The following is a 26148-nucleotide window of genomic DNA, read 5'->3' as shown; positions in this document are numbered from 1 at the left end:
ATTAAATAAATCCTGTCGCAGGCATTAACCGAAACTGACGTGCGAATTACTATAGATGGTCCCGGCTCTATTCAATGGAGCCATTTCATTATTATCGATGGAACCACTTGGCCATGGTCATCCTGTCCGAATGGCTCGCGGCGCAACTCGACAAGGAAAGCGCCGAGCCCGCCTACCGTCAGCTGCTGCAGCTCATGCAGCAGGCCATCCTGACGGGCCGGCTCGCGCCCGGCACCAAGCTGCCCAGCTCGCGCACGCTCGCGGGCGACCTCGGCGTGGCGCGCAATACCGTGCTGCACGTCTACGACCAGCTGAGCGCCGAGGGCTACGTGATCTCGACCACGGGCAGCGGCACCTATGTCGCCGACACGCGCCCCGACTCGGCCGCCGTGAGCACGCCGACGCCAGCCGCCGCCCCCGCCGAAGAGGATGACGACGCGAACGGCGCTTCCCCGCGCGGCGACATGTCGATGCGCGGCCAACGGCTCATCGACGAGGCGGGCGTGTCCGCCAGGCAGTGGGGCGCCTTCATGCCGGGCGTGCCCGACGTGGCCGAATTTCCGGCGCGCACGTGGAGCCGCCTGCAGGCCCGGCTGTGGAAATCGGCCAATCATGGTTTGCTTACCTACGCGCCCGGCGGCGGCTACCGGCCGCTGCGGCGGGCGCTTTCGGACTACCTGCGTGTGGCGCGCTCGGTGCGTTGCACGCCGGACCAGATCATCATCACGACCGGCATTCACCAGTCCATCGATCTCGCCGTGCGCCTGCTCGCCGACGTGGGCGACCGCGCCTGGGTGGAAGAGCCCTGCTACTGGGGCGCGCGCAGTGTGTTGCAGTCCTCGGGACTGAAGCTCGCGCCGATTCCCGTCGACGACGAAGGGCTCAATCCGCGTGAGCAGGACCTGCGCGACCCGCCGCGCATCGCGCTCGTCACGCCTTCGCATCAATACCCGCTCGGCATGGTGATGAGCCTCGCGCGCCGCCGCACGCTGCTCGAATACGCGCGCCAGCACAAGGTGTGGATCATCGAGGACGACTACGATAGCGAGTTCCGCTACGGCAGCCGGCCGCTCGCGTCGCTGCAGGGTCTCGACGAGTCGGACCGCGTGATCTACGTGGGCAGCCTCGGCAAGCTGCTGTTTCCGGGTCTGCGCATCGGCTACATGGTCGTACCCGAGCGGCTCGCGGCCACGTTCCGCACGGGCGTGGCGGAGCTGTATCGCGAAGGCCAGCTCATGCAGCAGGCCGTGCTCGCCGAATTCATCATGGATGGCTATCTCACTTCGCACGTGCGCCGCATGCGCACGCTCTATGGCGAGCGGCGCCAGCTGCTGATCGACGCGGTCACGCGCCACTTCGGCGATGCGCTGCCCGTCATGGGCGACGAAGCGGGTCTGCACTTCGTGCTCGGCCTGCCCGACCACACCGACGATCGCGTCATCGCTGCGGCCGCCTACGACGCGGGCGTGATCGTGCGCCCGCTCGCGGCCTACTACAGCGTGCGCCAGGACCGAAAAGGATTGCTAACGGGTTACGCGTGCGTACCGCACGAGGAAATCGCGCCGGCCTTTGCGACGCTCGCGCAGGTCATCGAGGAACATGCGTTTGCGAACCCGAAAAAGCTGCGGCGCGCCGGTTAGACCCAAGCGCGCCGCTGCATCGAGTTGCGCCTTTGCATAGAAGCGCGCCGCTTATTTCAGACCGAAATCCACCCGCGTCGTCGCGCCCTTGTCGTCGATGCCCTTGGCGTCGAGCTTCGGCGCCACGATGAACACGCGGCTCGGATCGACCTTGCCTTCGAAGTACTGCTGCACCGCTTGCGCACGGTCCTGAGCGAGGTTGCGCAAGGTGGCGTCGTCAACCGGCGCGTGGTCGGCCAGCGCCTGCTTCATGTCGTCCACGGGCAGCGTCTTCGTGAGGCCGATCATGTTGTGCGGCTTCTTGAAGTCTGCATCCTTATAGGCCTTGGTGAGGTACTTCTCGTACTCCTTGTCGTCCACCTTGACCTGCGAGGTATCGACGCTCTCGCCGTTGCCCACCGTGTCCTTCACCTTCTGAAGCCGCACGAGGCGATCCACGTACTGCTCGCGCAGCGCGGGCGTGTCCACGGCCGGATCGACGCGGCCGATCAGATCGATCTTGATCGAAGGCTTGTCGTCGAGCGCCTTCATGATCGTGTCGAGCTTCTTCTGGTCGGCATCGGTCAGCGTTGCCGTGCCGGCCGCGAATTCGACATAGCCCAGGTCTTCGCCGCCGCCGCCGAATGCGTTGGCGAGCAGCGTGAACGGCGCGGTCACCGCCTTCGCGATGAGGTTGAGCACCGCCTTCCAGATCAGGCCGCCCAGGCTGAACTCGGGGTTCGAGAGCGAGCCCGACACCGGAATATTCACGTCGATCTCACCCTTGCGGTTCTTGAGCAGCGAGATCGCGAGCCGCACCGGCAGCTTGGTGGCCGTGTCGTTGTCGATGTGATCGCCGAACGTGAGCTGGTCGATGAAGATATGGTTGTTCGCCGAGAGCTGGTCGTTCGCGAGCTGGTAATGCAGATCGACGTTGAGCTTGCCCTTCGTGATCGGGTAGCCCGCGTACTTCGCCGAATACGGCGTGAGGTTCGTAAGCTCGATATCGTGCGCGCTCGCCGTGAGGTCGAGCGACGGCTTCTCGATGAGCGGGTTCACCGTGCCCTTGATCGAGAGCGGACCGTTCGCCGCGAGCTTCGCGGAGACATCCACGGGCGCGGGCGTCGTCGACTGCGTGCCGAACGCGCCCACCGTGCCGTGGATCTGCACGAGATCGGCGGTGTAGTTCGGCTTGATGAAGTTGTCGGTGTAGTTCACGCGGCCGTCCTGCAGCACGAGCTCGCCGAAGTGCAGGCGCACGGGGTTCTTCGGCGCCTGTGCGGCCACGACCGTGGCAGGCGCGGAAGCGGGCGTGGGTGCGGACGCCGTCTGCACGGGTGCGCTCGCCGCCTGCGGCGTGAGCGGAACCGGCTCGTGCGCGCCTGGCTTGCCGCTCGTGTCCTGCGTGAGCGACTGCGCCGCGCCGGTTTGATGCGCGACCACGTCCTTGAGATTGAGCTTGCCCTGCGCGTCGAGCAGCACGCGGCCATAGAAGCCGGCGAAGGTCACGCGGCTCGCGTCCACGTCGGTGCCGCGCGCGTCGTCGTAGTTCGCCTTCAGGTTCGTGAGCGCGAGCGAGCGCCAGCCCGCGAACGGGCCGGACGTGGCCTTGTCGAGCATGCGCACGTCCACGAGCGCCGCGTCGCCGCGATAGTTCGCCTTGAGCGCCTTGCCCTGCTCGACCGAAAGCTGCCCGTTCATGTTGAGCAGCGCGCTCGCGATCACCGCGTTGAGCTGATTGCCGAAGTAAGGCTCGAACGCGGCGGCGTCGAGCTGGTTTGCGTCGATCTTCAACTGCGCCGTGAGCGGCGTCGGGTTGATCTTGCCGCTCAGCGCGAGTGTGCCCTTACGGTTGACGGTCGCCTTCAGGTCGATCGGCAGCGGGTGCCGCAGGTCGTCGCTGATCTGCTGGATCTTCAGGTCGAACGGCGTGATCGCGAGCTTCACCGGGCGCGGCGTCGAGCTGTCCGTGAAGTTGATCGTGGCGTTGTTCAGCGTGAAAGCGTCGATTGTGTAGCGCCAGGCCGGCCCTTCCTGCACCGACTTTTGGGCTGCGTGAATCGCCGTGCGCTCGGGCGCCGCCTGATGCGTGGAGGCAAGTTGCGCGAGGTCGAGCTTGCCGTCCTTCTGGCGCTCGGCGTTCACCACGAGCCCGGTCACGTCAACCGAAGCGATCTGCGCCTTGCGCGCGTTGAGGTCGATGCCGCTCACCTGCACCGTGCCCTGGGCGAGCGCGATGGCAGGCGCCTTCGCGCCGCGCGCCGCGAGCTTGAGCGATTCGAGGCCGAGCGTGCTCTGGCCGACCTGCACGACGGCAGGCTGCTGCGCCCAGTCGGCCTTGAGCGTGGACGTGAGATTGAGCTTGCCGTCCAGAATCTGCGCGCCGCTCAGGTTGTCGATATACGGTTGCGCCTGCGGCAGACTCACGCGCTCGAGCGCGATGTTGGCTTCGGCGTTCTTGGCCGCCATGCTGAACGTGCCCGACGCCTTGGCCGTGCCGCCGTCATTCGCGTTCGTCGCGAACGTGAACGGCGCGCCCGCTTTAGCGGTCGTCGAGAAGTTGGTAAGCGTGGTGGAAAGCTGCGTGAGCTCGACGTTCACCGGCCGCGCCGGCACATCGTCAGCGACGTGCACGGTGCCGTTCGTGAGCGCGAACTGGCGGATCGAGAGATCGAGCGGCGCGGGCTTCGCTTCCTCGGGCGCCGCCTGCGCGCTCTGGGCGCCCGAGGCGCCCGAGGCTGGCGCGGCGGCGCTCGCGGCCTTGCCGGCGGCCTCGTTCGCGGCCGGCGCATTTTGCGCGGCCGGCGCGCCCATCAGCTTCTCGACGCTCAGCACGCCTTGCTTGTCGCGCGCGACCCACACGGTGGGCGCGTCGAGGCGGATGTCGTCGAAGCGATAGACATTGCTGAACGGTTCGAGCGAGGCCGCCGCCACGTGCAGGCTGCGCGCGCCGAAGAACGGCGCGTTGGCGTTGTCGGTCGAGTCGAAGTCGTTCAGGTCGGTCGTGCCCGTCACACGCAGCGTGGGTTTCTCGCCCGACATCACGAAATCGAGCTTGAGGTTGGTCGAGAGCTTGCCGCTCTTCACCGTGACGGGCAGCTTCGTCGGCGCATAGGTGAGGAGCTTCGGCACGTCGAGGTCGGTCAGGCGCAGCTCCACTTCCGACTCGCGCGTCGCGGAAAAGGGCTTGGTCCTGCCGTCGATGGCGAGCGTGCTCGCCCCGTCGATGCGCGCGCGCAGCATCGGCTGAACGAAGATATCGGTCTTGGAAGGCAGCGTGGCGATAAACGGAATGCCGAGCGACCAGCGGTCGATCACGTGCTTTTCGTTGAGCAGGCGGTCATCGAAGGTGATCTGGCCGTTCTCGATGCGGATGTTCGAAACCGAAAATTGCGTGGGCTTGCTGCTGGGCTTCGAGGGCGTCGAGAACTTCTCGATGAGGTCCGAGAAGTTGAAGTGCTGGGCGTCGAGCCGCACGATCGTGGCGCGCGGCGAGTCGAGCCGCAGTTCGTCGACGATGGGCGCCGCGCGAAAGATCGACGACCACGACGCCTGCACGACGGCGCGCGAGACATCGAAGAAGTCGCCGTTGCCGCCGCGCTCGCCGATATGCACGCGGTCCGCTTCGAGACGCAGCGTGTACGGATTGAGCGCGATGCGGCCGATCGTGACGGGCCGGTCGAGCTGCTTGCTCAACTGCTGCTCGGCAACGTGGCGAATGATCGGCGGCGCGGCGAAGAAGCCGACCAGACCGAACACAATCAGAAAGATGACGACGCCCGTGAGGATGCGCCGGGTGCGGGGCGCACGCGCGACTGCGCGCACCGTTTGCAAGGAAGAGTTGAGCGACGCTTTGTTGAGGCTTGCCATGCTTGCTTGCGGATGAGGCGGCAACAGGCCCGCCGCGGGATGTGGGTCTGATGTCGGAAATCCGGGGATGCCGACAGCCGGAAGTATAGGTCCGATAGAAGATCGGACGGCGGGAAAACGCCGCCCGCGGCGCAGGTATTGCGCAACAAGAAGTAACAGCGCAAAGGCGATGGCCCGGCGATTGCGGGGTGTCCGTCGCGCGTGTTGCGCAATGCATGAAATGCGGGCGGAAAAGCCGGGCGTGGCGCTTGAGCGGGCTTATGCGGCGCAAAAAAAGCGTTGGCGGGACAGCGGCCCGCCAACGCCTGGTTCAGCCCGGCTCAGCGATTACTGCCGCTCGACGGCGGGCGGCTGCCAGCTGCCATCGGTCGCCTGCGGCTTCGCGGCGTAGAGGCGCATCACGAGGCGGAAGTCGCCATGCGGCGCCGGCACCCAGTTCGCGCCGCCGCGCGGCCGCTCGGCGCTCACGTGCACGTCGAGCGAGCCGTCACGGTTGCGCCGTGCGCCGCTGCGGTCGCCGAACGCCACGCGCACGGGCGCGTCGGCATCGAGCGCGCCGTCGGTCGTATAGGCCGTGATCGACCAGAAGCCGCGCACCGGCGGCAACTGCTTGGCCGTGAAGTGGATCGTGTAGCGGTTCGCGCCGTTGAGCGCATGACCGTCGCTGTCCTGGCTCACGCGGGCGCGCACTTCGTCGCGGGTCGTCGGCAGACCCGGCGACGTGTACGCCGCATAGGCGCGCAGCGAGTAGTCGGGGCCGTAGTTGCCCGCGTCGTCGCCCACCCAGAGCCAGCCGTTGCCCGCCAGCAGGTTGGCCGGCGGCGTCGCGGCGCGCGTGCGGCCATCGGCGAGACCCGCCTTGACGACCGCGGCGTCCTTCGCGCCCGTGGGCAACTGCGCCGGGTCGCCCGGGTGCACGCCAATGTCGCCGAGAATCTTGAGCGCGTGTGCGTCGTCCGCCGTGGGCGGGTTGTCTTCCAGCGCCTGGGCGAGCCGGTCGAAGAAACCGTTCGCGTCGAGCGACGCAACCTGGGCGGACGGCGTGCCCGGCGCGACCGGATCGCCGCTCTGCGTGGCGCCGGTCGGCTCGTTGCCGCGGCCGCCGCGAGCGCCGGCCTTGCCGCGCGCGCCGCGCTCGTCCCACCCGGAAAGCGCCGTGACCTGCAGGCCGTGCTGCAGCCGCCGCACAGCCGCGAGGTCGCCGCCGCCGCGCGTCTGGATGCGCGCGAGGAACCACACGTAGCGTGTCGACACATCGACGCGCTTCACGCGCGCGGGCAGCGTGCCCTTCCAGCCGGCCGGAACAAATGCAATCGTTTGCGCTTTCAGACCGCTGACACGTTCGCCGGTCTGCGCGGCAGCCGTCGACCAGACGACGTTCGTCCACATGTCGAGCGCGCGCGCGTCCATGTAGCGGCCGTGCGTATCGGGCAGCGTGACGAGCACCGGCTCGCTCGAAACGTCGAGCCAGCCGCTGGAAGTCAGCGTGTCGAGGTTGGGTTCGGGCGGGCTCGAAGCCCCGACGGGCGGCAGCGACTGCGCGTGGCGCAGCGTGTTCGGCGCGGCCTGGCCGGGCCCGCTGCCGGTGGCGGCTTCGCGCGCCACGTCCATCAGCACGAGCGGATAGCCGAACACATAGGAGTCGGAGACTTCGTCCTTCATCCAGCCGTTGCTCTTCGGCGCAACGTCGCCCGGCGCCGAGGCGCATCCGGCGATCAGGGCAAGACAGGCAAGCGCGGAGCAGCTACGGTACGTAGAGAATGCTCGATGTATTGTTGTCATTTGTTGGTTGTATTCGGTGCGGGCGGTCCATGAAGTGACGTCGACCGGCTGGCCACTCCGCGCGCGGGCCCCCCCAGGGCCGTGGTCAAATGCGCGCGGCAAGGCGCCAATGCCGCCGGTTGGTATCGTATCGCTCGCGCATGGGCCTGAAAAGCCTGCAGCGTGGAATATTGCGTTACAGCTCGAGAGCTTGCTCTCAGGACTTCCCTCTGAAACGAAAGGGACGTAGTGTCGCGCCCCTTGACCTTCCCATGATGGGAACGTAGATACTGCCTAACATCGATGACAGCCAGTGCTCGCACCCCATCATGAATGAACCCCTCGTAGCAGAGCGCACCGATACCGCCGTGGCCGAACTCGAGGTCCACGGCATGACGTGCGCCTCGTGCGCCATGCGCGTCGAGAAAGCGCTTGCCAAGGTGCCGGGCGTCACGCGCGCCTCGGTCAATCTCGCCACGGAAAAGGCCACCGTCGAGGCCAGCGGCGGCGTCGCGCCCGCCGCGCTCGTCGCCGCCGTCGAAAAGGCCGGCTATGAAGCCGTGCCCGTCGCCACGGAAGCCACCACGCTCGCCATCGGCGGGATGACTTGCGCTTCGTGCGCGAACCGGGTCGAGAAGGCACTTGCGCGCGTACCCGGCGTGGCTGGCGTGAGCGTGAACCTCGCCACCGAGCAGGCCACCGTCAACACGCGCTCGCCGCTCACGGGCGAATTGCAGGACCTGCTCGTCGCCGCAGTCAAGAAGGCCGGCTATGAAGCCACGCCGCTCGCCGCCGACGAAGACGCCGCCACCCCGGCGAAACGCGCCGCCGCCAGCGACGAGGCGCGCCGTGAGTGGCGCGCCGTGCTGATTTCGGCGTTGCTCACGGCCCCGCTCGTGCTGCCGATGTTCGGCCACTGGCTCGGCTTCGACTGGATGCTGCCCGCCGCGGCGCAGCTGGTGCTGGCGAGCGTCGTGCAGTTCGTGTTCGGCGCACGCTTCTACCGCGCCGCATGGAAGGCCGTGCGCGCCGGCGCGGGCAACATGGATCTGCTGGTCGCGCTCGGCACTTCGGCCGCGTATGGCGTGAGCGTCTATGCGATGCTCGCGCACCCCGGCGACATGGCCCATCTGTATTTCGAGGCCTCGGCGGTGGTCATCACGCTGGTGCGCTTCGGAAAGTGGCTCGAGGCCCGCGCGAAGCGCCAGACCACCGACGCGATCCGCGCCCTCAACGCGCTGCGGCCCGATCGCGCGCGCATCCGCGTCGATGGCGCAAATGGCGCCAACACAGAGGAGCGCGAAGTCCCGCTCACCCAGGTTCGCGTGGGCACCGTGGTGGTCGTGCGCCCCGGCGAGCGCCTGCCCGTGGACGGCGTCGTGCTCGAAGGCCGCAGCCACATCGACGAATCGCTCATCACGGGCGAAAGCCTGCCGGTGCCGAAAGCGCCCGACGATCCCGTCACGGCCGGCTCGATCAACGGCGAAGGCGCGATGGCCGTGCGCACCACGGCCATCGGCGCGGAAACCACGCTCGCGCGCATCATTCGCCTCGTGGAAAGCGCGCAGGCCGAAAAGGCGCCGATCCAGCGTCTCGTCGACCGCGTGAGCGCCGTGTTCGTCCCTGCGATTCTCGTGATCGCGGCCATCACGCTGGGCGGCTGGCTGTTCGCGGGCGCGAGCGCCGAAACGGCGATCCTCAATGCCGTGGCCGTGCTCGTGATCGCCTGCCCGTGCGCGCTCGGCCTTGCCACGCCTGCCGCGATCATGGCCGGGACCGGCGTGGCCGCGCGCCACGGCGTGCTCATCAAGGACGCCGAAGCATTGGAGACCGCCCACAACGTGAGTGTGGTCGCCTTCGACAAGACCGGCACGCTCACGCTCGGCCAGCCCTCGCTCACCGCGTTCGAAGCGGCCGAGGGGCTCGCGCGCGGCGAAGCGCTCGCGCTCGCCGCCGCCGTGCAGCGGCATAGCGATCATCCGCTCGCGAAAGCCGTGGTGCAGGCGTATGAAGCCCAGGTAAAAGCCCAGGCGCCAGGCGCCTTGGCTGTCGCCGCCCATGCGCGCGCGGTGCCAGGGCGCGGCGTGGAAGCCGCAGTGAACGGCCGGCGCCTCGCAATCGGCAGCGGCCGCTGGCTCGACGAACTGGCGCTCGCCGTACCGCCCACGCTCGCGGCCCGCGCGCGTTCGCTCGAAGAGGCGGGCAATACGGTGTCGTGGCTATTCGAGCCGCACGGCGGCGTCCTCGCCCTGCTCGCTTTCGGCGACACCGTGAAGCCCACGGCGCGCGAAGCCATCGCGAGCCTCAAGGCGATGGGCGTCCGCAGCGTGCTCGTGACCGGCGACAACGCGGGCAGCGCCGCAGCCGTGGCGGCGCAGCTCGGCATCGGCGAAGTCCACGCGCAGGTGCTGCCCGACGACAAGGCACGCACGATCCGCGACCTCAAGATCAAGAGCGGCGGCATCGTCGCGATGGCCGGCGACGGCATCAACGACGCTCCGGCGCTCGCCGCCGCCGACATCGGCATCGCCATGGCCACGGGCACCGACGTCGCCATGCACGCGGCTGGCATCACGCTCATGCGCGGCGACCCGGCGCTCGTTGCCGCCGCAATCGATATTTCGCGGCGCACGTGGCGCAAGATCCAGCAGAACCTGTTCTGGGCGTTCGTCTACAACCTGATCGGCATTCCGCTCGCCGCCTTCGGCCTGCTCAATCCCATGCTCGCGGGCGCCGCCATGGCGTTTTCCAGCGTGAGCGTCGTGACCAACGCGCTGCTGCTCAGAACGTGGCAGGCCCGCCGCTAACGCAGAAATTCACGGCGCGACGTATCGCACGAAACATAACGAAAGGGCGCTTCATGCGCCCTTTTCCTTGTGGCGGCGTTATTTTTGGATTCCGAAATATCCCACAATCTGCACACCGAAACGGCATGACCGATCGGTAATCTTTACGTGACTGTAAGGTTTTTCACACCTGCCCCTAAAGGATCGCGCGCGCGCGCCGTAATGCGTCATGCCAGCGCCTCGAAGGCGCAGGTTCCTTCCTCACATGCTCTATTCCGGAACCGAATTCATGCTTTCACGCTTATCAAGCCGCGCGAGCGTCGGCGTGCGTCTCGCCTTGCTATCGTGCGTGCTCGTCGCAGCCATATTTGCCGCCTTCACGTGGGCGATCACGCATTCGGCGGCGACGCAGGTCGGCGAACAGGTGCGCACGCGCATTGCCGAAAAGGACCAGTCGGTCGCCTCGTCGATCTCGCTCATCGACGGCGCGCTCGCAGCCGAAGTCGACCGTGCCATGCAGCTCTTCGAGAGCTTCCTGCCCGGCGCCTTCGCGCTCGACCCGACGCAAACGGTCGACATTGGCGGCAAGGCCACGCCGGTCTTCAAGTCCGGCGACCACATGCTGAACCTGGACTTCACGATCCCCGACCAGTTTCTCGCGCGCAGCGGCGAAATCGCCACCGTTTTCGCGCGCAGCGGCGACGACTTCGTGCGCGTGACCACGTCGCTCAAGAAGCAGGACGGTTCGCGCGCGATCGGCACGCTGCTAGACCGCAACGGCCCTGCGTATGGCCCGGTCATGGCCAACCGCACCTACACCGGCCTCGCGCAGTTGTTCGGCAAGCAGTACATCACGCAGTACAAGCCGATTCTCGACGCGAGCGGCCACGTGATCGGCGCGCTTTTCGTCGGCGTGGACGTGGGCGCGCAGATCGACGCGCTCAAGAGCGAGATCGCCAAGCTCAAGATTGGCGAGAGCGGCTATTACTTCGTGATGGACGCGTCGAACGGCCCGACGCGCGGCACCTTCCTCGTGCACCCGAGCGCCGTTGGCAAGCACTACGACGACGCTGACGCGCCCTGGTCGCGCATGCTCGAAGCGCGCGAAGGCACGCTCGACTACACCTCCGCCGACTCGACACGCGGCGAGGGCGACGCGCGCGCGAAGTTCGTCTCGTTCGTCAGCGTGCCGCAGTGGCAATGGCTCGTGGGCGGCGTCGCCGTGCGCGACGAGATCATGGCGGAAGTGAACGCCACGCGCGACCGCTTCGCGGCCATCGGCCTCGTGCTGGTCGCGCTGTTCGCGGCGCTGTCGATCTACGCGGCGCGCCGCCTCGTGAGCCGGCCGCTCGACGCCGCCGCGCGAGCCGCCGGCCAGCTCGCCGCGGGCGACCTCACGGTGCGCATCGGCAACAACAGCCGCAACGGCATCGGACATGGCGATGCAGCGAACGCGCAAGGCACGGCGGCCGCCGACGAGATCGGCCGCCTCACGCGCGCCATCGACGGCATCGGCGTGGGCCTCGCGCAGATCGTCGCGCAGGTGCGCAGTGCCACGGCGCAGATGAGCGAGGACACTTCGCGCATCGCGCAGGGCAGCGGCGAAATCGCTTCGCGCATCGCGAGCCAGGCGAGCAGCCTGGAGGAGACGGCGGCGAGCATGGAGGAACTCACCTCGACCGTGCAGCAGAACGCCGACCACGCGACGCGCGCCAACACCGTGGTGACGAGCGCAGCCGAAGCCGCGCTCGACGGCGGGCGCGCCGTGAGCCGCGTCGTGGAAACGATGAACGACATCAGCCGCGCGTCGCAGAAGATCGCCGAGATCACGGGCGTGATCGACGGCATCGCGTTCCAGACCAACATCCTCGCGCTCAATGCGGCCGTGGAAGCGGCGCGGGCGGGCGAGCACGGCAAGGGCTTCGCGGTGGTCGCGAGCGAAGTGCGCGCGCTCGCGCAGCGCAGCGCGGCGGCCGCGAAGGAAATCTCGGCGCTGATCACCGAATCGTCGTCGACGGTCGAGACGGGTTATCGCATTGCCGGCGAAGCGAGCACGACCATGCGCGGCATCGTTGCGCGCGTCGATGAAGTGCGCTCGATCATCGGCGAGATCAGCATAGCCTCGCGCGAACAGTCGGGCGGCATCGAGCAGGTGAATATCGCGGTTTCGCAGATCGGCGCGGCAACGCAGCAGAACGCTGCGCTCGTGGGCGACGCCGAGCGCGCCGCCGCCACGCTCAACGATCATGCGGCAGCGCTCGCCGAGCTTGTTTCCGTGTTCAAGGTGCGCGAGTAACGCACGCGTAGCACCTTCAGGGCATGATTCGCAGTGCCCAACAAATAAAAAAGGCAGCGTCACGAGACGCTGCCTTTTTTCTTAACGGCGCGGCGCCGCGCTCATTGCCCCTGCGGCTGCGCCACGGGCGGCGTGTAGCTCGCGCTCGCGCCGGGCGTGTCAGGGTCCGCCTCGTCGGGCGTCGGGGTCGGCGCAAGCGCCGGCGCCTGCGCCGGATACGAAGGCTGCGGGGCAAGCGCCGCCGGCGCGCTGGACGGCCCGATGATCGGCGGCAGGCCCATGATCGCGCGCGCGGCGGACTCTGCGGCCGCCGCCGAAGCGGCAGACGGCGCCGATGCCTCCGCAGGCGCCGATGCCCCCGTCTCCGAAGCCGCAGCCGGCACAGAGGCAGCTGCCGGCGCACTCACGCGCGGCGGCGGCGCATGCCGCACCGGCGGGGCCGGAGGCGGCGCTTCGTGCTTGCCGAACAGCTTGTCCACCCACGCGCGCAGCTTCTCGCGGAAGGCTTCGAACGCGCCCGGCGTCACCTCGGTGTCGAAGCGCGCACGCGGATCCACGAGGCGCGAGCGCAACGCACGCTGGAAGAAGTCGCCGACGATCGGCAGCGCGCTGCGCGCGCCCTGCCCCCAGTAGTCGTCGAGCGTCACGCGGCCGTCGTCGAAGCCCACCCACGCGCCCGCAACGAGCTGCGGGTCCATCAGGATGAACCAGCCGTCGGTGTTGCCCTGGGTCGTGCCGGTCTTGCCCGCCACGTCGCCGCGAATGCCGAAGCGCGTGCGGATGGCCGAGCCCGTGCCGCGGTTCACGACGTCGCGCATCGTGTCGAGCAGCGTGCGGTCCGCCTCCGCCGAAAGCGCCCGCTCGGGCGAAGCGCTCTCGAACTGCGCGAGCACGTTGCCCTTGTGGTCCTCGATACTCGTGACCATGCGCGGTTCGAGATACTCGCCGTCGTTGGCGATGGTGCTGTACGCGGAGACCATCTCCTTCAACGTGACCGGGCTCGTGCCGAGCGCGAGCGACGGCACCGGGTCGAGCTGGCTGTCGCGCACGCCCATCGCGCGAGCGAGCCGCGCAACCTTGTCCGGGCCCACCGTCTGCATGAGTTGCGCGGTGATGCGGTTGCGCGAGAATGCGATCGCGTCGCGCAGTGTCATCGGGCGATTGCTCGGCGGCACGTCGTCGGTCGGCTTCCAGATTTCGCCACCCGCCAGCGGAATCTCCACCGGCTGGTCGATGAATGTGTCGCTCGGCTTCGCGCCCGCCGCGTAGGCCGCGCCGTACACGAATGGCTTGAACGTCGAGCCCGGCTGACGGCGCGCCTGCTGCACGTGGTCGAACGGCTCGTCGGTAAAGTCGCGGCTGCCCACCCACGCCTTGATCTGCCCGTTGCGCGGGTCGATGGCGAGGAAGCCCGCCTCCACCGCGGTCTTGCTCTTGCAGAGGTTGCGCATGAAGGTGCGGTCGCCAGCGAGCTGCTTGAGCGCGTCGGCGTCGTTCGCGCCCGCGTCGCGTGCGCTCTTGTAGTCCTGCGTTTCGCGCATGAACGTCGCGAACAGGTCGTTGCCGGCCACGCAGCCGTTGCGTCCGCTCCATGCGCCGTTGGCGATGCCCTGCAGCTGGTTCGTGTGCTGGCGCAGCGCGGCGGTTGCCATCTGCTGGAGACGCGAATCGATCGTGGTGCGCACCACGAGGCCATCCGAATAGATGTTGTAGTCGTTGCGGTCGGCCCACGAAATCAGCCACTTGCGCAGTTGCAGCGCGAAGTGCGGCGCGGGCCCGGGCGGCTCGGTCTGACGCTCGAAGTCGAGGCGCAGCGGCTTCTTCGAGAGCGTGGCGTACTGCGCCTCGCTGAGCTTGCCGTACTTCACCATCTGGCCGAGCACGGTGTTGCGCCGCGCGAGCGCGCGCTCGGGGTTGATCACCGGGTTGTAATAGGCGTTGCCCTTGAGCATGCCGGTGAGCGTCGCGGCCTGCAGGATGTCGAGCTGATCCGCCGACACGCCGAAGTAAGTGCGCGCCGCCATCTCGATGCCGTAGGCGTTGTAGAGGAACGGCACCGTGTTCAGATACGTCTCGAGAATCTGCTGCTTGCTATACACCGCCTCGATCTTGAACGCCGTGATCGCTTCCTTGATCTTGCGCGTGAGCGTGGGCGCGCGGCCGATTTCATCGGGATAGAGATTGCGCGCGAGCTGCTGCGTAATGGTCGAGCCGCCCTGGCGCTCGCCCGAGAACGTGTGCAGCGCCGCGCCCGCCGTACGCTTGAAGTCGATGCCGTGGTGCTCGTAGAAGCGGTGATCCTCGGTGGAAATCAGCGCATCGACCATGTGCGGCGAGATCTGCGCGAGCGGCACCCATTCGCGGTTCGAGGGCTTGAACTCGGCGAGCACCTTGCCGTCGGCGGACAGAATCTGGGCCGGTTCGTCCACCCGCGCCTTGCGGATGTCGCCAATGCTCGGCGTGAACGGAATCAGCACGAGCACGTAGAGCACGACGAGCGCCGGCAACGCGCCAATGGTCATGAGCACGCCGCGCCGCGTGGGATGCCGCAGATGATGGAGCGCACGCGCCCCCAGCGGGCGAATAAACCCGCCCAGCCGCGCGGCGGCGGGCTTCAGGCGGGACAACGACATCGCGATTCGATCGCGGATCAACGGCACGTAACGCTTCACGCGGCAGGTAGGGTCGGCTGGCAAAGCGTGAATCGTACCAAACTCGCAAGGCCGCTCCTGCTTCGGGCCTGGCGCAAGCCCTCGATCGCCTGAGTCGATGCCTGAGTCGATTTATGACAGGGAGATGAAATCATCCTTCCAGATCGAGGAAGAATCCTCTCCAGTCACAGCCGGTTTTTCCGGAGTCTTTCCCTCCCTACACTCCTGTCGCTGTTGCACACGCCACGAAACAACAACGCTACAGGAACCTCGAATGAAGAACCCCCTCTCGCTCACCACCGCTGCCGCCGTGCTCGGCGCACTCGGCACGCTCGCCGCGCCCGCGGCCCACGCGCAAAGCTCCGTCACGCTCTACGGCCTGATCGACGCCGGCATCATGTACACGAACAACGTCGCGAGCGGCAAGTCGGGCGGCGCGCTCTGGCAGGCAACGAGCGGCAACGTGAACGGCAGCCGCTTCGGCGTGCGCGGCAGCGAGGACCTGGGCGGCGGCCTGCATGCGGTCTTCGTGCTCGAAAACGGCTTCAACGTGCAGAACGGCAAGCTCGGCCAGGACGGCCGCATGTTCGGCCGCCAGGCCTACGTGGGCCTCGCGAGCGACCAGTTCGGCTCGCTCACGCTCGGCCGCCAGTACGACTCGCTCGTCGATTTCGTCGCGCCGCTCTCGGCCACGGCAGGCACCTTCGGCGACACGGGCTTCGCGCATCCGTTCGACAACGACAACCTGAACCACTCGCTGCGCATGAGCAACGCCGTCAAGTTCACGAGCAACACGTATAGCGGCCTGAAGTTCGGCGCGTTGTACGCGTTCTCGAACCAGACCGACTTCGCCGTGAACCGCGCCTACAGCTTCGGCGCGAGCTACACCAACGGGCCGCTCGCCATCGCGGCCGGCTATCTGCAGCTGAACGGCACCCAGGGCGCGACGGCGAGCAGCCCGGGCGCGGTGGATCTCGCGGAATCGACGGCCAACGGCAAGGGTGGCTTCGCACTCGGCGCCGACCGGCTGCGTTCGTTCGGCGGCGGCATCAACTACACGTTCGGGCCGGCTACCGCGGGCTTCGTGTTCACGCGCAGCGAGTACGCGGGCACCAGCTCGTTCGGCTCGCAGGGCGGCGACATGAGCTTCAACAATTACGAAGTGAACGGGAAGTATCAGTTGAACCCGGCGTGGAGCCTGGGCCTCGCCTACACCTTCACGGACGGCCACGTGAGCAACACGACCACTTACGGCGCCGATCCGAAGTGGAACCAGGTGGACGCACAGGTCGTGTACCGCCTCTCGAAGCGCACCGACCTCTACGGCGAGGCCATGTACCAGCACGCCTCGGGACACAACTACGTGGCGTTCATCAACACGGCGGGCGGCGCGTCTACGACGGCCAATCAGGTGGTGGGCACGGTGGGCTTGCGCGCCCGCTTCTGATCACGCTCCTGGTCACAGCACGAGCGACAGGGCAATCGACACCCACACGGCAGCCGCGCCGCAGAGAAAGGCGCGGCGCGCCATCAGAAAGCGCGACTCGTCGTTGGGTTTCGCGGGCGAGGTGGCGAGCCAGGGCACGCTGCCGAGGCACGCGAAGCCCGCGAGCGCGATGCCGACGACCACCCGGTCGCCGATGCGCCAGGCCGACGGCTCGTGCAGCCCCCAGTAGCCCAGCGCGATCAGGCCGATCGAAAACATCGTCGAGGCGGCAGAACTGAGCGCCACCACCGATCCCGTCGGAGATTGCATGGATTGCCTCCCTGCGCGCCTCGCGCTGTCGGGCCATTATCGGCGGGCGGGCAGGACGCGGCAACGCCGCGATCTGCTCACGCCCGCAGCGGCTTACGCGCTCGGCCGCACCATCTGGAACATCTCGCCGATCTCCGCGAAGTCGGCGCGATAGCCCGCGCGCATCACGGGCTGGGCGGCGTGCGTGTCGAACAGGCCGTCCTTCAGGAATTCCTCGCGAATGTGCACACCCACCACCTGCCCCAGCGCGAGCCAGTTGTCCATGGGCGCGCCGTCCAGCGTGTTGAGCCGCACGACCTGCAGCAGCTTGCATTCGAGCGCGGCCGGCGACTCGGCCACGTGCGGCACCGCGACGCTGCGGCCCGGCGCGGCCGTGAGGCCCGCGAGCGCGAATTCGTCGACGTCGGCCGCGACCGGCGCGGAGGTGCGGTTCATCTGCAGCGCCAGCGCCTTCGAGGTGAGATTCCAGACGAACTCGCCGGTCTCTTCGATGTTGCTGATGCTGTCCTTGCGGCCTTCGCTGCAGAACCCGATGATCGGCGGAAATGTGGCGAACGCGCCGAAGAAGCTATAGGGCGCGAGATTGAGCGCGCCGCTTTTCGCGCGGCTGGCGATCCAGCCGATCATGCGCGGCGCGACGATCGCCTTGAACGGATCGTGCGGCAGGCCATGGCCCTGGGCGGGATCGTAGAAGTAAGTATTGGACATGATGAGGCGTAGCGATTTCGATGCGGCATCACTATGACACGAGCCGCGCGCGGCTGCCGTTGCGCCAGAGGCTTGCAGCCGCCCCAAAAACGCAGCAAGGCCGGCTCTCTTGCGAGAGCCGGCCTTGCTTGAAGACCTGGCGGTCTGACCGGAGAAACGCGTTGGACGGCGCGCGCCGCCCGAAGCGCTTCAGCTTCGATCAGTCACGCGGCATGCCGAACGGCATGTAGTGCGAGCGGCGAACGCGCTCGGCTTCGCGGTGACGCGCTGCGTACGAGTATTCCGAATCCATCGGCAGATACGGCGACGCGAAGAGGTCGCTCACCTTTTGGAACAGGGCAAAGATGAAGCTCATGGCGACTCCCAGTTAGGCTGCAGTTCAGGGTTTTCCCTAAGACAGAACGAATTATAGGGTTTTCCCTAGGGCAACGCTAGTGCAGCGCAGCAAAAAAACTGCGACGCGCCGTCGCACGGGGTCGAGCACATTCGATGCGTTGCAACAAAGCAACGCATCGAGTTTTCGGATACAGGGGCGGGATCGCGGGGAGAAGCCGGTCAGCGCGTGGCTTTCTGGGCGCTTTTCGCGTGAGCCGCACGCGCGGCATGCGCCGCTGCATGGCGCGCGGGGGCGGGCGATGCCTTGGCGGGCGCCGCCCTGGACGACACGCGTGCTGACGCCGCCGCCGGGGTCTCCGCGGCAGCGGCAGCGGCCGCAGCAGCCGCGATGGCAGCGGCGGTTTGCGCGGCAACGCGCTGCGACAGGTCGTCGAGCGTGGACTGCTGCTTCAGGATGAACTGCTCGAGGCGGGCCTCATCGGCGCGGGATTCGTTTGCGAGGCTGTCGAGCCGCACCGACTGCGCGATCCCGAAACCGACCGATGCGAGCACCGCCACCGAAGCGGCGGCGACCACCCACTTTTGTTGGCGCGACGAGGCGACCGCCATGCGGCGCTGCTCGGCGAGCGCGCCCTGGAGCGCGTCGAGGCGCTGCGTCAGCGCGTCCGGCTCGGTGGCCGTCTGAGCCGCTTCGGGCGCGAACCCAGTGGGTTCCATGCGCTCAGCAGAGTCGGCGGCAAACGACGGCTCGGCGACGAAGGCAGCACCAGCCGGGTCCGGCATCTCTCCAACGCCGGGCGCCACCGCTTCGGCCACGGCAGGCGCCGCGGCACGTTTCGCCCGCGGCGCGCGGCGCGCAGTCGTTGCACCCGCAACGGGGCTCGCTGCACCGGCCTCCTCGGCGGGCGCGGCCATCGCTCGAGCAGGCTCGGCGCTTTCGAAGCCGCTCAGCGTGCCCTGGCGCACAGCGGCATCCGCTTCGGCCACGGCGGCGAGGTCCTCGCCGGCAAGCGCGTGCGGAGCATCGGATTCGACAGCAGGCGGGGATTCAGTCACGTTGGACGACGCAGACGTCGCGCGGGGCTGCCACGGCGCGTTGCGTTCGGGATGCGAAGAGCTCAAGGATGCGGTATCTGCGTAATCAGCCATGGGTCAGCGATGCGGTTCGCGTCGCGCGCCGGCCGGTCACGGCCGCTTGGCGACGTCCTCGTGTTCTGGTTCGAACGCGCATTGTCGCATGCCGGAACGCGCCGCCAGGGGCTCTGCCCCGACTTACCCAGCCGGCATCGACCCAACGCCTTGCGCAGTCAGCCCGGTGCGCCGTCCTCGCGAAATTCCTTCACGTCGGGCAAGCGGCGCAGCGTCGCGCAAATCGCCTCGTACTCCATCGACGACACGCGGCTCAGCGTGATCATCACTTCGTCCAGCTCGGGCGAGTCGTCGCTCTGCTGCACGACGAACTGCTTCACGCGCGGGCTCGACGTGCCGAGCGCGTCGTGCAGCGAGTGAAACGTGAGCGCGCCGCGGCTCACCAGCAGCGTGAGCTGGCGACGCTGCCGGAACGTAATGAAGCGCCGCTCGAGCGGCTTGATGCCCGCGAGGATGATGAGAATGATGACGGTCGCCGCAATCGCGCCCGTATAGAGCCCGCCGCCCACCGCGAGGCCCACGGCCGCAACCGACCAGAGGCTCGCCGCCGTCGTGAGCCCCCGCACGATCTCGCCGCGCAGCAGGATCGAGCCCGCGCCGAGAAAGCCGATGCCCGAGACGACCTGCGCCGCCATCCGCGAAGGATCGAGCACGACGTGGTCGCCCTTGAGTACATCGGCGAAACCGTAGGCCGAGACGAGCATGATGAGCGCCGAGCCCACGCTCACGAGCATATGGGTGCGCAGCCCCGCCGCCCACGAAAGCCGCTCGCGCTCGAAGCCAATCACGCTGCCGAGCAGCGCGGCCAGCACGAGCCGCGCAATGAGTTCCCAGTTTCCGATCATGGTTATCACCCTCCGGGTCTTGTTGTCGTGGGCGAGCGCGCTGCGGCAGCCTTGAATGTCCCGCGCAGTTTGCGAATGCGTACAATCGCCGGCATTGCTCTTTTGAAGTGTCGCGCTCCGCCGCACCTTTTCGCCATGAACACACCTACGAGCGCAGCCAGCCTGCGCGAGCATTTCGACCGCGTCGTCCTGCCGATGTGGCGCGGCCCGGGCTTCAATGCCGAACTGCGCCTGCCCTACGAGGCGCTCGATGCGGCCGGCACGACACCGCTGCCCGTCACGCGCTACCGCGCGATGGCGTGCGCCCGCCAGCTCTTCGTCTTCTCCCAGGCCGGCGACGCCGCGCACGCGCAAACGCTCTTCGAAACGCTGCGCCACACTTATCGGGACCCGAAGCACGGCGGATGGTTCTATAGCGTCGACGCAGCCGGCGCGCCGCTCGACACCACCAAGGACCTCTACACGCACGCCTTCGTGGTGTTCGCAACCGCGGCCTACGGCCAGCGCTTCGGCGCGGCCGAGGCGCTCGACGTCGCGCGCGAAACGTCCTCGCTGATCGTCGACCGCTTCGCGGCCCGCGACGGCCTGCTCAACGCGGCGCTCGACGTTTCCTTTGCGAGCGTCACCGGCGGCCCGCTGCAGAATCCGCTCATGCACCTCACCGAAGCCTGGCTTGCCGCGAGCGAGGCGACCGGCGACAGCGCGTTCGACACGGCGATCACGCGTCTCGTCGAGGCGCTCGCGCGCGGCTTCCTGCACGCGCCGACGGGCTGTATCGCCGAATTGCCGATCGGCGCGGCGGACAACCGCCTCGAGCCCGGACATCAGTTCGAATGGTTCTGGCTGGCAACGCGGGCGGGCGCCCGGCTGGGCGCGTCGGGACTGGACGAGGCGCTCGCGCGCGCCTTCGCCTTTGCGCAGGAGCACGGCGTGGACCCGGAAACGGGAGCCGTGGCGGCGGCGCTCGACGAGCAGGGCCATGTGATCGATGCGACGCAGCGCATCTGGGCGCAGACGGAATACTTGCGCGCGCTCGCCACGCATGGCGACGCCGCGGTACGCGCCGCGCTCGCGCCGCAGATCGGGCGCTTCGCGCCGCGCTTTCTCACACCGCAGGGCTGGGTGGAATGCCGCAGCGCAAACGGCGACGTGGCGCGCGCGGACATGCCGTCCACGACGCCATATCACCTCTTGACCGCCTATCAGGGCATGGGCGTCTGAGGCGCAATAGTGCGAAGCGCCGACGCAGGCGGGCGCAAGCCCGCCCACGTGGTGCCCGGACCGCTCAAGTCGCTTAGCCCGCCAGCACCGCCGGCGAAATCTCGAACGCGGCCACGGCCTCGGAAAGCTGGCGTGTCTGCTGATGCAGCGAAGCCGCGGCAGCCGCGGCTTCCTCGACGAGCGCCGCATTCTGCTGGGTCATCTGGTCCATCTGCGAAACGGCCTGATTCACCTGATCAATGCCCGAGCTCTGCTCGAGCGACGAGGCGCTGATCCCCGCCATCATCTGCGTAGCCCGCGAGATCGAGTTCGACACCTCGCGCATCGACTCGCCCGCGCGCTCCACCAGCTCCGAGCCGCCACGGATCTGCGAAACCGACTCACTGATCAGCGTCTTGATCTCCTTGGCCGACTGCGCGCTGCGCTGCGCGAGTCCACGCACCTCGCCCGCCACGACCGCGAAACCCCGGCCCTGCTCGCCCGCGCGCGCCGCTTCCACGGCCGCGTTGAGCGCGAGAATGTTGGTCTGGAACGCGATGCCGTCGATCACGCCGATGATCTCCGCGATCTTGTCCGAGCTTTGCGCAATGCCGCGCATGCGCTCGACCACCTCGCCCACTACGGCGCCGCCGCGCGCGGTCGCGTCGAGCGCCGCCTCGGCCAGCGCGTTCGCCTCGCGCGCGTTGTCGGCCGTGTTGCGCACGGTGCCCGTCAGTTCCTCCATGCTGGCCGCCGTTTGCTCCAGCGACGCCGCCTGCGATTCGGTGCGTGCCGAAAGATCGGCGTTGCCGGTGGCGATCTCGTCGGCGCCCACGTTGATCGAGCCCGCCGTTTCGCGCACGGTATGGACCGTGCGCGCGAGGCTCGCCTGCATCAGCGCAAGGCCCTGGAACAGCCGGCCGATCTCGTTCTCGCCGCGCGCGGCGATGCGCTCGTCGAGGCGCCCGCGCGCGATGCGCTCGAAATGGCGGCCCGCTTCCTCGAGCGGCTCCACCACGCCGCGGCGCAGCGCGAGGTGCACACCGGTCGCGAGTGCGATCAGCAGGACCAGAATGAAGATGCCCACGCCCTGGAAGAGCGCGAGACGCGAGTCGATCGAATCGAGCGACGCGCGGCTCGCCGCGGCGCTGAACTGCGCGAAGGCGTGCAGTTCAGCGAGATAGGCGTCCTGGTACGACTGCGTCGGCTGGTCGAGAAAGGCCTGCAGATTGTTGCCGTTGAGGTCGTCGATCAGTTCGCCGAGCGCCTTGCGGTACACCCGGTAGCGCTCGCCGAGCGCGGCGACGCGCGCGCGGTTGTCGTCGTTGATCGGCGGCACGGCCATGAGCGCCGCAAACGTGGTGTCGGCGGCGGCCAGCTGGTCGCGCGCGTGATTGACCATGTCGGTCGGCACCGTGCCGCCGCGGACCATGCGCGTGCCTGCGCGCGAGAGATTGATACGGGCGTCCATCAACTGCTGGGTGATGACGTTGGCGGCGCTCGCCTGCCGCAACGCCACTTTCGAGAGGTCGGCCACGTCGTCGTGCGTGCGCGTAAGCGACCAGTAACCAAGTCCTGCGGTCACGAGCTGCAGTACACAGAACGCGACGAGGACACACAACAGGCCGGATGCGACCTTGATCTTGCTGAACATCGGGGACACCTGGGATGGCAGTGAATGAGTGAGGCTCGAGCATGTGATCGCTCGGGCCCGCACTGCGTTTACGGCCACGCAAACCCGGTTTTTGAGCCCTAAACCGTGAATAAACCGTGAAAAAACGCCCCAAAATGCGCAACGGATCATTTCAGCAATGGTCGCGCGGCCATTCCCTGCATTTTCCGCAACAATAGAATGGCCAACTCGGTTCGATTCACCTTGACTCGACGCTAAGGCTTCCTACAGTGGTTAGGAAACCACTCGGGGATAGACCCAGGGAATGCGACGATGACAGATCTTGTGGACCGCGCGCGCGGCGCTTTGCATGCCCAACCGTTCAGCGTGCTGCTCGGAACCGAACTGACACACGTGGGAACCGACGAGCTGACCCTGCGCCTGCCCGTCCGCGACGAACTCAAGCAGCAGCATGGCTACGTGCATGGCGGGGTGATCAGCTATCTCGCCGACAACGCGCTGACCTTCGCCGGCGCGCTGGCGCTCGGGCCGCGGGTGGTGACGGGGGAATACAAGATCAACTATCTGCGCCCGGCGCTCAAGGGCACGCTGATGGCGCGGGCGCGCGTGGTGCACGCGGGACGCCATCAGGCCACCTGCCAGTGCAGCGTGTACGTGATGGAAAACGGCGACGAAAAGCTCGTGGCGCTAGCGCAGGGGACGGTGAACCGGCTCGCGGAAGGCAGTGGGCCGGAAGAGAAAAGTCCGGCGAACTGAGAAGCCCGCGCCGTAAAACAAAGCGCGCGAGGCGAAGCGGGTTTGTCCCGCCTCCCCTCGCGCGCTTTTTGTGCTTCAGGCGCGCTTACTCCGCCGCGCGCGTTTTCTGCTGCTGCTCGCCCAGGCCCTCGATGCCAAGGCGCACCGTCTGCCCCGCCTTCAAGAACACGGGGTTCGGCTTCACGCCCATGCCCACGCCCGGCGGCGTGCCGGTGGAGATCACGTCGCCCGGCTGCAGGCTCATGCACTCCGAGAGATACGAAACGAGCTTCGCGACCGTGAAGATCATCGTGCGCGTGCTGCCGTTCTGGTAGCGATGGCCGTCCACCTCGAGCCACATGGAGAGGTTCTGCGGATCGGCGACTTCGTCGCGCGTGACGAGCCACGGGCCGGTCGGGCCGAAGGTGTCGAAGCCCTTGCCCTTGTCCCACTGGCCGCCGCGCTCGATCTGCCATTCACGCTCGGACACGTCGTTGATCACGCAGTAGCCCGCCACGTAGTTGAGCGCATCGGCCTCGCTCACGTTCTTCGCGTGCTTGCCGATCACCACGCCCAGCTCCACTTCCCAGTCGGTCTTCTTCGAGCCGCGCGGGATCTCGATGTCGTCGTTCGGGCCGACGATGGCGCTCGTCCACTTGTTGAAGACGACCGGCTCGCTCGGCACCGGCATGCCCGACTCGGCGGCGTGATCGGCATAGTTCAGGCCGATGCAGACCATCTTGCCGATGTGGCCCACGCAGGGCCCGATACGCGGATTGCCTTCGACGAGCGGCAACGTTTCCGGATCGATCGTGCGCAGTTGTGCGAGGCCGGCGTCCGAGAGCACGTCGCCCGCAATGTCGGCCACGTTGCCCGAGAGCGCGCGAATGCGGCCTTCGGCGTCGAGCAGGCCCGGTTTCTCGTGGCCCTTCGGGCCATAGCGAAGCAGTTTCATCGTCTGTGTTCCTCGTGTGTCTGTGCGTTGCAGTCGGTCAGAATCGCCTGGGGCGAATGTCGGGGCTAACTAGTTAGACCATCCGCCGTCGATCACATGCGCCTGGCCGGTCGTGAACCCGGATTCGTCGGAGGCAAGGTAGAGCGCGAGCGCCGCGATTTCCTCGGGCTTGCCCACGCGGCCCATCGGCTGGCGCGCGACGAACGCGGCGCGCGCCGCGTCCACGCTCGTGCCCTGCGCCGCCGCCTGCGTGGCGATGCGCTCCTCCAGCGACGGCGACGACACCGTGCCCGGGCAGATCGCGTTGCAGCGGATGCCGCGCGTCACGAAGTCCGCGGCCACGGCCTTCGTCAACCCTATCACAGCGGCCTTCGAGGCGCCGTACACGAAGCGGTTGGGCACGCCCTTCACGCTCGACGCCGCCGACGACATGTTGATGATCGACCCGCCGCCCTTCGCCAGCATGCCCGGCAGGAAGGCGCGGATGGTCCGGTACATCGCCTTCGCGTTCAGATCGAACGCGAAGTCCCAGTCTTCTTCGCTCGCTTCCAGTATCGAGCCCGCGTGCACGAAGCCCGCGCAGTTGAACAGCACGTCGATCGCGCCCAGTTCCTGTGCGAGCGCCGTGATGGCCGCGCCGTCGAGCACGTCGAGCTTGCGCGCCTCGACCGGCAGCGCCGCAAGCGCGTCGATGCGCAGGTCCGTGGCGATCACGCGCGCGCCTTCGCGCGCGAACAGTTCGGCGGCCGCGTAGCCGATGCCCTGGCCTGCCGCGGTGATCAAGGCCGTCTTGCCGGCCAGTCTTTGTACCATCTGCCACTCCGGTTGGAAGCGCGGCACGGCGATACCCCGTATTGCAGCAGGCCCCCATGCCGCGATCGAGCGATGCAATCGCGGGAAGAAGTTGGGATGACGCAAACGGCCATTATGGCGACGCAGGCGCGCCTCGTGGCGTTCGGCGGACGTTTTCTAACCGGCTGGATGGTCTCCGAGCCCGGTTTTAAGCCGATAGAAAGCCGCAGCGTTGCCGCCGAATACGGCGGCGCGCTCGTCAGCGGAAAGTGTCCTGGTGAGTTGTTGCGCACTCGCGTGCCAGCGTGCGTAGTCGCCATTGAGGTTCAGCACCGGCCAGTCGCTGCCCCACATGAGGCGTTGCGGCCCGAACGCGGCAAGCAGATGCGCGACCCACGGCGCGAGCGTGGCGTCGTTCCAGCCAGGCGCGGCTTCGGTCGCGAGCCCGGAAAGCTTGCAGTGCACTTGCGGAAATCGCGCGAACCGCGAGATGGCCTGCGACCATGGGGCGTAACCGTTTTCGCCACCGTCTGCAATTGGCGGCTTCGCGCCATGATCGATCACCACGCGCAGCGCAGGATTGCGCGCGAGAAAGGTCGCGAGCGCATGCGCATGGCGCGTGAACACGAGTGCGTCGAAGGCTAGATCGTGTGCAATGAGCGCTTCCACGCCTCGCGCGGTATCGGCATTCTCGATCCAGTCGTCGTCGGGCAGGTCCTGCAGCATGGGGCGCACACCGCGTAGCTTCGGCTCGCGCGCGAGTTCGGCGATCAGCGTGGCGACGTGCGGGTCGTCGAGCGGCACCCAGCCCACCACGCCCGCAATCGAGGGCTCGTTGCGCGCAAGATCGAGCAGCCAGCGCGTTTCTTCGACGGTCGGCGCAGCCTGCACGACCACCGTGCGCGCCACGCCGCACGACGCGCGCAGCGGCGCGAGATCGGCGGGTCCGAACGCACGATACAGCGCGGTCATCGAAGGCGTGAGCCAGCCGTAATCGCCGCGCGCGGGATCCCAATAGTGCTGATGGGCGTCGATCCGTTCGATCGTAGCCATGGC

18 protein-coding genes are annotated in these 26148 nt (G+C 67.7%); 6 read left to right on the top strand and 12 right to left on the bottom strand.

All coding sequences use genetic code 11. The annotated features are described in order from the left end of the window. The first annotated feature begins 107 nt into the window (after positions 1-107). Positions 108-1640: a MocR-like pyridoxine biosynthesis transcription factor PdxR gene (gene pdxR, locus A3CW_RS0106795; RefSeq protein WP_028202883.1), complete on the top strand. Its 1533-nt coding sequence runs from the start codon at positions 108-110 to the stop codon at positions 1638-1640. Positions 1641-1691: 51 nt separating this feature from the next. Here pdxR and A3CW_RS0106790 read toward each other — a convergent pair whose 3' ends face one another. Both A3CW_RS0106790 and A3CW_RS0106785 read right to left on the bottom strand, forming a co-directional pair. Then, a complete protein-coding gene (locus A3CW_RS0106790; RefSeq protein ID WP_028202882.1) occupies positions 1692-5489 on the bottom strand; it encodes a DUF748 domain-containing protein in 3798 nt (1265 codons plus the stop codon). Between the two features lie 327 nt (positions 5490-5816). Continuing rightward, positions 5817-7271 (bottom strand): DUF1254 domain-containing protein, encoded by a 1455-nt coding sequence (locus A3CW_RS0106785; RefSeq protein WP_028202881.1) that lies wholly within the window; start codon positions 7269-7271, stop codon positions 5817-5819. A gap of 308 nt (positions 7272-7579) precedes the next feature. Between A3CW_RS0106785 and A3CW_RS0106780 the strand changes: the two genes are divergently transcribed. Next, the gene (locus tag A3CW_RS0106780) at positions 7580-10057 is read left to right on the top strand and encodes a heavy metal translocating P-type ATPase (protein ID WP_035512502.1); all 2478 of its coding nucleotides are present in this window, start codon (positions 7580-7582) and stop codon (positions 10055-10057) included. 268 nt (positions 10058-10325) lie between these two features. Further along, on the top strand, positions 10326-12332 hold the full coding sequence (locus tag A3CW_RS0106775) for a methyl-accepting chemotaxis protein (RefSeq protein ID WP_028202879.1): 2007 nt from the start codon (positions 10326-10328) through the stop codon (positions 12330-12332). Positions 12333-12433: 101 nt separating this feature from the next. On the opposite strand, the gene A3CW_RS45505 is transcribed toward A3CW_RS0106775, so the two are convergent. Further along, positions 12434-14965, bottom strand: coding sequence for a penicillin-binding protein 1A (locus A3CW_RS45505; RefSeq protein WP_081771549.1), 2532 nt, complete (start codon positions 14963-14965; stop codon positions 12434-12436). 292 nt (positions 14966-15257) lie between these two features. On the opposite strand from A3CW_RS45505, the gene A3CW_RS0106765 reads away from it, so the two are divergent. After that, complete coding sequence (locus A3CW_RS0106765) at positions 15258-16430, top strand: porin (RefSeq protein ID WP_028202878.1); 1173 nt, start codon at positions 15258-15260, stop codon at positions 16428-16430. Positions 16431-16442: 12 nt separating this feature from the next. On the opposite strand, the gene A3CW_RS0106760 is transcribed toward A3CW_RS0106765, so the two are convergent. From A3CW_RS0106760 to A3CW_RS0106740, 5 genes are all read right to left on the bottom strand, one after another. Beyond that, the gene (locus tag A3CW_RS0106760) at positions 16443-16739 is read right to left on the bottom strand and encodes a hypothetical protein (RefSeq protein WP_028202877.1); all 297 of its coding nucleotides are present in this window, start codon (positions 16737-16739) and stop codon (positions 16443-16445) included. 93 nt (positions 16740-16832) lie between these two features. After that, the gene (locus A3CW_RS0106755) at positions 16833-17447 is read right to left on the bottom strand and encodes a flavin reductase family protein (protein ID WP_028202876.1); all 615 of its coding nucleotides are present in this window, start codon (positions 17445-17447) and stop codon (positions 16833-16835) included. A gap of 199 nt (positions 17448-17646) precedes the next feature. Then, positions 17647-17802: a hypothetical protein gene (locus tag A3CW_RS53240; RefSeq protein ID WP_169739096.1), complete on the bottom strand. Its 156-nt coding sequence runs from the start codon at positions 17800-17802 to the stop codon at positions 17647-17649. 200 nt (positions 17803-18002) lie between these two features. Further along, on the bottom strand, positions 18003-18839 hold the full coding sequence (locus tag A3CW_RS0106745; RefSeq protein WP_154677875.1) for a hypothetical protein: 837 nt from the start codon (positions 18837-18839) through the stop codon (positions 18003-18005). A 251-nt stretch (positions 18840-19090) separates the two neighbouring features. Continuing rightward, positions 19091-19777, bottom strand: coding sequence for an MgtC/SapB family protein (locus A3CW_RS0106740; RefSeq protein WP_028202874.1), 687 nt, complete (start codon positions 19775-19777; stop codon positions 19091-19093). A gap of 135 nt (positions 19778-19912) precedes the next feature. On the opposite strand from A3CW_RS0106740, the gene A3CW_RS0106735 reads away from it, so the two are divergent. Then, positions 19913-20998 (top strand): AGE family epimerase/isomerase, encoded by a 1086-nt coding sequence (locus A3CW_RS0106735; protein WP_028202873.1) that lies wholly within the window; start codon positions 19913-19915, stop codon positions 20996-20998. 73 nt (positions 20999-21071) lie between these two features. Here A3CW_RS0106735 and A3CW_RS0106730 read toward each other — a convergent pair whose 3' ends face one another. Further along, positions 21072-22631, bottom strand: a complete 1560-nt coding sequence (locus A3CW_RS0106730) for a methyl-accepting chemotaxis protein (protein ID WP_028202872.1) — start codon at positions 22629-22631, stop codon at positions 21072-21074. A 291-nt stretch (positions 22632-22922) separates the two neighbouring features. Here A3CW_RS0106730 and A3CW_RS0106725 point away from each other — a divergent pair, with 291 nt between their 5' ends. Further along, positions 22923-23366 carry a PaaI family thioesterase gene (locus tag A3CW_RS0106725; RefSeq protein ID WP_028202871.1) on the top strand — a complete coding sequence of 148 codons (444 nt, stop codon included), beginning with the start codon at positions 22923-22925 and terminating at the stop codon, positions 23364-23366. A gap of 85 nt (positions 23367-23451) precedes the next feature. Here the strand turns inward: A3CW_RS0106725 and A3CW_RS0106720 are convergent, their stop codons facing one another. The 3 genes from A3CW_RS0106720 to A3CW_RS0106710 form a co-directional block, all read right to left on the bottom strand. Continuing rightward, a complete protein-coding gene (locus tag A3CW_RS0106720; RefSeq protein ID WP_028202870.1) occupies positions 23452-24300 on the bottom strand; it encodes an ureidoglycolate lyase in 849 nt (282 codons plus the stop codon). Between the two features lie 69 nt (positions 24301-24369). Beyond that, entirely contained in the window at positions 24370-25113 is a 744-nt protein-coding gene (locus A3CW_RS0106715; RefSeq protein WP_028202869.1) for an SDR family oxidoreductase, read from the bottom strand. 156 nt (positions 25114-25269) lie between these two features. Next, complete coding sequence (locus A3CW_RS0106710) at positions 25270-26145, bottom strand: amidohydrolase family protein (RefSeq protein ID WP_028202868.1); 876 nt, start codon at positions 26143-26145, stop codon at positions 25270-25272. Positions 26146-26148 lie beyond the last annotated feature (3 nt).

Origin of the sequence: Paraburkholderia nodosa DSM 21604 (assembly GCF_000519185.1) — a bacterium.
Lineage (GTDB): Bacteria > Pseudomonadota > Gammaproteobacteria > Burkholderiales > Burkholderiaceae > Paraburkholderia > Paraburkholderia nodosa.
Note: the sequence above shows the minus strand (reverse complement) of the source record. Positions and strands in the feature narration are given on the sequence as shown.